The sequence below is a fragment of the Hydrogenophilus islandicus genome, from assembly GCF_054657095.1.
In genome coordinates, this window is sequence record NZ_BAAHXE010000055.1 from 1 (window position 1) to 4,011 (window position 4,011).

8 protein-coding genes are annotated in these 4,011 nt (G+C 60.3%); 7 read left to right on the plus strand and 1 reads right to left on the minus strand.

Features of this window, described 5'->3' with window-relative positions; all coding sequences use genetic code 11:
- Window positions 1-92: 92 nt before the first annotated feature.
- The 7 genes from ACYQ6T_RS10500 to ACYQ6T_RS10530 all read left to right on the plus strand — a co-directional run bounded on the left by ACYQ6T_RS10500 (window position 93) and on the right by ACYQ6T_RS10530 (window position 3,365).
- Window positions 93-356, plus strand: a complete 264-nt coding sequence (locus ACYQ6T_RS10500) for a transposase (protein WP_459830628.1) — start codon at window positions 93-95, stop codon at window positions 354-356.
- Window positions 346-765 carry a hypothetical protein gene (locus ACYQ6T_RS10505; protein WP_459830630.1) on the plus strand — a complete coding sequence of 140 codons (420 nt, stop codon included), beginning with the start codon at window positions 346-348 and terminating at the stop codon, window positions 763-765. Before ACYQ6T_RS10500 ends, ACYQ6T_RS10505 begins: the two co-directional genes overlap by 11 nt.
- A gap of 175 nt (window positions 766-940) precedes the next feature.
- Window positions 941-1,150, plus strand: a complete 210-nt coding sequence (locus ACYQ6T_RS10510) for a hypothetical protein (protein WP_459830633.1) — start codon at window positions 941-943, stop codon at window positions 1,148-1,150.
- The gene (locus tag ACYQ6T_RS10515; protein ID WP_459830635.1) at window positions 1,102-1,875 is read left to right on the plus strand and encodes an Rpn family recombination-promoting nuclease/putative transposase; all 774 of its coding nucleotides are present in this window, start codon (window positions 1,102-1,104) and stop codon (window positions 1,873-1,875) included. The genes ACYQ6T_RS10510 and ACYQ6T_RS10515 overlap by 49 nt, the downstream gene beginning before the upstream one ends.
- A 317-nt stretch (window positions 1,876-2,192) precedes the next feature.
- Window positions 2,193-2,531, plus strand: a complete 339-nt coding sequence (locus ACYQ6T_RS10520) for a nucleotidyltransferase domain-containing protein (RefSeq protein ID WP_459830637.1) — start codon at window positions 2,193-2,195, stop codon at window positions 2,529-2,531.
- Window positions 2,528-3,040, plus strand: a complete 513-nt coding sequence (locus ACYQ6T_RS10525) for a hypothetical protein (RefSeq protein WP_459830638.1) — start codon at window positions 2,528-2,530, stop codon at window positions 3,038-3,040. Before ACYQ6T_RS10520 ends, ACYQ6T_RS10525 begins: the two co-directional genes overlap by 4 nt.
- Window positions 2,982-3,365 carry a hypothetical protein gene (locus tag ACYQ6T_RS10530; RefSeq protein WP_459830641.1) on the plus strand — a complete coding sequence of 128 codons (384 nt, stop codon included), beginning with the start codon at window positions 2,982-2,984 and terminating at the stop codon, window positions 3,363-3,365. Before ACYQ6T_RS10525 ends, ACYQ6T_RS10530 begins: the two co-directional genes overlap by 59 nt.
- A 15-nt stretch (window positions 3,366-3,380) precedes the next feature.
- Here ACYQ6T_RS10530 and ACYQ6T_RS10535 read toward each other — a convergent pair whose 3' ends face one another.
- A complete protein-coding gene (locus ACYQ6T_RS10535; protein WP_459830643.1) occupies window positions 3,381-3,824 on the minus strand; it encodes a helix-turn-helix domain-containing protein in 444 nt (147 codons plus the stop codon).
- Window positions 3,825-4,011: the final 187 nt, after the last annotated feature.

Consider the following 4,011-nt stretch of genomic DNA (forward strand, 5'->3'; position numbering starts at 1 on the left):
TTCAACGGCCTGTTAAAAGGGGCCAGGCTCAATAAATTGTGCTACACTGCTGCCTCACCATGCCCCATCGACCCCGCATCCACCTGCCTGGCATGCCCATCCATCTGGTGCAACGCGGTCACAACCGCGGTGCCTGCTTCTTCACGGAGGAGGATTTTCTGGCCTACCGCGAGTGGCTGGGCGAGGCGCTGAAGAAAACCGGCTGCGCCCTGCACGCGTATGTGTTGATGACCAACCACGTGCATCTGCTGCTCACGCCGCCCACCGGGGAGGCGGTAGCGCAACTGGTCATCTCGCTCGGGCGGCGCTACGTGCAGTACAAAAACGTACAAACGTTCCGGCACCTTGTGGGATAGCCGCTTCAAATCCTCTCTGGTGCATGCGGAGGATTACTTGCTGTTGTGCCAGCGCTATATCGAACTGAACCCGCTGCGTGCCGGGATGGTGGATGATCCGGCAAAGTATCCCTGGAGCAGTTACCTCGCCAATGGGCTGGGACAGCCGGATGCCTTGCTGTCGACACATGTGCTCTATTTGTCGCTGGATCGCGAGGTGCAGCCACGGCAGGCGGCATATCGCGCCTTGTTTCGCAGCGAACTGAACAAGGAAGCGCTTGCCGACATCCGTCTTGCGCTGAACCAGGGCCAGCCCTTGGGCAAGGGCCGCTTTCTCGACCAGATCGAGCAAATGGTCGGACGCCGCTGCGAAGTTCGACCCCGCGGCCGGCCACGCAAGATCGAGCGCGCCGATGCGACGGAGCAATAGATTAATTGAGCCTGGCCCCTTTTCCTTCGGCAGCGGCTGGGGACCCATGCGCGGGCGTTTGCCGTGGTGCACTATGACCTGAAGCGCGTGTGCCTGCCGCGGCAACTCGCGTGGGTAGGGGGCTGGCGTAAAATAGCACAAGCACACCCATGATGACCACCCCCCCGGTGCCCCAATGCCCCACCACGACAGCGGCTACAAGCTCCTCTTCGCCCACCCCGAGATGGTGCGCGATCTCCTACTTGAGTTCGTTCCTGGCAACTGGCAGTCGCTCATCGACTTCTCGACGCTGGAGCGCATCAACGCGATGAATTCCAGTCCAAACCCGACCGCTGGATGGCGTTGCGGCTCTTGGTCTACATCGGGCTCTTCTACCAGGAGCTGATCCGGCAAAACCGCCACCTGCGGCGCTTGCCGCCGGTACTTCCGATCGTGCTCTACAATGGCGAACGCCGCTGGCGCGCGGCGACGGAATTTTCGGCGTTGATCGATCTGGCAACGCCCGAAGTGTTGCGCGCTTACCTCCCGGAACTTCGTTACGTACTCATTGACGAAGAGCGGTATGATCCCGCGGAGCTCGCCCACCGCCAAAATCTCGCTGCGGCGCTCTTTCGGCTAGAATTGGCACGTACGCCTGACGAGATCCGGGGGGTGGTGCGTGCGCTCGTCGCCTGGCTTGACGCTCCTGAGCAGCGGGAGTTGCGCCGCACGCTCACCAAGTGGCTGCTCCGCTTGATGCGCCGCAGAGTCACCCAAACCGAGATTCCCGAGGTTCAAGATCTTTTGGAGGTAGACACCATGCTTGCCGAACGGATGAAGCGCTGGACGAGAGAGTGGAAGGAAGAGGGATTGAGGGAAGGGTTCCAACAGGGAATCCAACAGGGAATCCAACAGGGAATCCAACAGGGAATCCAACAGGGAATCCAGCAAGGCGAGCTTCTGGGGAAACGAGTCGAAGCTGCGACGACACTCCGGCGGCTCCTTGCCAAGCGATTTGGGTCGATTCCAGCGGAAGTGGAGTTGCGCATCTCGGCGGCCTCGCTTGAGGAGCTCGAAGCGTGGTTTGACCGCGCGATCGACGCCCCGACGCTTGCGGCGGTTTTTGAGTAAAGGCAAGCCGTCTCTATAACCTACACCCTCCGCAACCAGAGTGCCAACGGCGCCCCCGCATCTCCTCGCTGACCCCACGGCACGCCAGCGGCTAGGGGCGAACGCGCGGGCTTTTGCTCTAGAACACTATGACCTGAAGCGCACGTGCCAGCCGCGGCAGATGGAGTGGGTGGGGGGGTTGGCGTAAAATAGCACACGAACACCATAACCGCCTCATCAGTGCCTCGATGACCGACCACGACAGCGGCAATAAGCTTCTCTTTGATCCAACCTCGTTACGGCACTCTTTCGGCTAGAATGGGCACGCACATGAGCTGATGGCGTACCCAAATCGACGTGAGGAGACCCGGATTCAGGTGAGACTCGATCAAAAAACTGTAGCAATCATCAAAACAGAAATTACACAGCGGCTCGGCGACAACGTCACGATCCGGTTGTTTGGCAGCCGCGCCGACGACGCGCAGCGCGGAGGCGATATCGACTTGCTCATAGAAACCCCGCATCCAATCCCGCACCGCATCGTGATGGAATGCAAGATTGCAGCGGCACTTTTTATCAAGCTGGGCGGGCGCAAGGTCGATGTGCTGATCAAAGATCCCACGATGCCGATACAGCCCATTTATAAGATGGCCTATTCCCAGGGGGTCGTGCTATGAACGCAAACGATCTTGTTGAGCAGCTCCTGCGTTTGTGCGAAAAAGAGGCGCGCCTGCTTAAACGGTCTGCAGCGCGTGTAGAAGCGCTGCAATTGGACCTCTCCAGGATCATTGCGCTCGATCAAGATGACCAGACCAGCGAAACTCTGGAAACTTTCGTTGCACGTTTCGCCCGGCTGCAGGACATGCTAGGAGATAAACTACTCCCCGCGATGCTGCGCGCCACATTGGAGAAGACGGGTACGCAGCTGGACAATCTATTTCGCGCAGAAAAATTGGGGTGGATTGAGTCGGCGGAGCAATGGGTGGAATTCAGAGCATTGCGTAACCGTTTGGTGCATGAATATGTGGAAAATCCGGCGGATTACCTCGACGCACTACAGGTAGCACTTCGCGCAGTTCCCGTATTAACCGGAATGCTTGAAACGATGCAGGCCTACGCAGTGGAACATGGACTGCTGGAGCGCCGGACAGGGCAAAACGACAATACGGCGGGACGCGACAGATAGCGAAGTCATTCACCAACGGTGTGTCGCTCCACCGCCTGCTCGAAACCGCCCCGTTGAACGCCCTCGAATCCTTCCTCGCCACTATCCACGGCGGGCGCTCGCCAGTGTCGCCGAGTACCTCAAGGCCGACGGCAGCCGCCTGGAGCACTACTACCGCCCTCTCAACGAAGCGACCGCGCTCTTTTCGCCCGCCGATGGGGTGATCGAGGTCTTCTCCGCACGCCCCGCGGTACGCCAGCAGCTCGCGCGCGCCTTTGCCGAGGTAAGCCACTTCGCGTGCAAGCGCTGCGCCTACCGCCGGCGTTGCTGGGGGGACGAGGGATGAGCGATCTTCTCTTCGTCACTTCAACGCAGCCAGTGCCGCTTCCGGCGCTTTGTCGAGCACCTTGAGGAGCGCCTTGGCGGCACCACTCGGGCAGCGCTTGCCTTGTTCCCACTTGCGCACCGTATCAAGCGAGACGTTGATGCAGCGCGAGAACTCGACCTGGCTCAAACCCAGGCGGCTGCGGATACGCCGTGCATACCGGGCGGCTTCTTGCAGCGCCTCCCGTTCATCCTCGGCGATCTGGCGCGCGATCTCCTCGTCAGTCGTGGCATCGACCCGGGCTTCGTCGATGCGCCCGACAGCCGCAGTTGTCGCATCAGCCGGATCAATCGTCATGCGCACGGTTCCCATAGCGTTTGATCTCCCGCTGTCAAAGAAGGCCTGCGCAGCGTAAGCAAAATCAAAGCCGCGCTCGGTGAAGCACGCATCACCCTTGGCCTCGTCCCATTCGAACTCCATAGGGGAAGTATAGCCCTTTGGGCTACTGGGCGCAAGCCGGGAGGTGCGGAATGAGCTCCTCCACCCACCCCACCCAGGCGCACGCGGACTTGAAGCGCATCTGCCTCCCGCGGCAACTCGCGTAGGTAGGGGGTTGGCGTAAAATAGCACACGCATACCCATGACCGCCTCACCGGTGCCTCGATGA